The following is a 1,240-nucleotide window of genomic DNA, read 5'->3' as shown; positions in this document are numbered from 1 at the left end:
TGGTGCCATCCGGCGTAGGTGCGGCCTTCGAAGTGCGCGAGGCCGAGGCCTGTTTTCAGTTCGCGGTAGTCGTGCTCGATGCGCCACCTGATTTTGGCCAGGCGGACGAGTTCTTTCAGGGGGGTCGTGTCCGGCAGGGTGGAGAGCCAGTAATCGGTCGGGGCCGGCGCCCCGGTGGGCCATTCGGCGAGGAGCCACTCCACGGGAAGGGAGCCGTCGTCGCCGCGCGGCAGATCGCGGTTCGCGGGTCGGACCCGGAGGGCGATGAACCGGGACTTCATCGAGGCGAGCTTGTTGTTCGGCGTGGCCTTGGTGCCGTGCCGCCAGGTGACCTGGTGGAGGGATGACCGGCCGGCATTCACGACGAGGTCCTTCAGGGAGCTGGGCGCCTCAAGGTAGCGGCGTTGGTGCGGGCGGGGACCGCGCCCGGAGTACTCGAGCACCTCCGTTGCCGCGTCGTCGCTGAACGCACTCGTGGAAGCTTTCACGGCGACCATGTAGGGAATGAGTCGCTCGGTCAGCCCGCACCGGAACGCGGTGATCTCACCGTATCCGGCGTCTCCGACAAGAGCCGGCGGTCGGTGCCCCCAGTCGGCGAGCTCATCGATCATCTCTAACGCCATCGCCCATTTGGTGCGGTGGCGTTGCAGGTCCGGGAGCTGCGCCTTGGCCCGGCGGGCCGCGATCAGCGCGGCTTCCTCATTCGTGTCCGCGCAGGTGTCATCCCAGGCCCCAGGCACGTAGAGGCGCCAATTCAGCGGGCACGATGCCTGATCGGTCGCCGCGTGGATGCTGACTCCGATCTGGCAGTTGCCGATCTTGCCCAGGGTGCCGGAATACTGCCTCGCCACGCACGGCGAGGACGACCCGTCTTTCTTGAAGCCGGTATCGTCAACCACCCACGCGTCCGGGCTGATGAGCTGGAGCGCCCGGCGCACCAGGACCCGCCGCACGGGCTCGACTTTCCACGGCGACGAGGACACGAACTGTTGCAACTGCTGGTAATCCACGCCGAGACGCTCACCCATGGGTTGCATGGATTTCCGCCGCCCGTCGAGCATCAGCCCGCGCAGATACAGGTTCCCTTTGCCGCGTTGATCGGCCCGGGGAAGCGACGCGAATACGTCCTCCACGAACGCTTCCAACTCGGCTTTGGTCTCGGTGAGTTCATCAGGATTCACGCCTGAAAATTAACAGATTCCAGCGACGATTAACAGCCGACACGCCCAACCTAACTAAG

The 1,240-nt window shown here is 65.5% G+C and carries 1 protein-coding gene; it reads right to left on the bottom strand.

The window, feature by feature from the left end; all coding sequences use genetic code 11:
- On the bottom strand, positions 1–1,181 hold a 1,181-nt coding region (locus E3T24_RS05710; protein WP_134402229.1), incomplete at its 3' end, for an IS701 family transposase.
- Positions 1,182–1,240 lie beyond the last annotated feature (59 nt).

Source organism: Cryobacterium sp. TmT2-59 (assembly GCF_004403545.1).
GTDB lineage: Bacteria > Actinomycetota > Actinomycetes > Actinomycetales > Microbacteriaceae > Cryobacterium > Cryobacterium shii.
The sequence above is the reverse complement of the archived record's forward strand: the minus strand, read 5'-3'. Positions and strand labels throughout refer to the sequence as shown.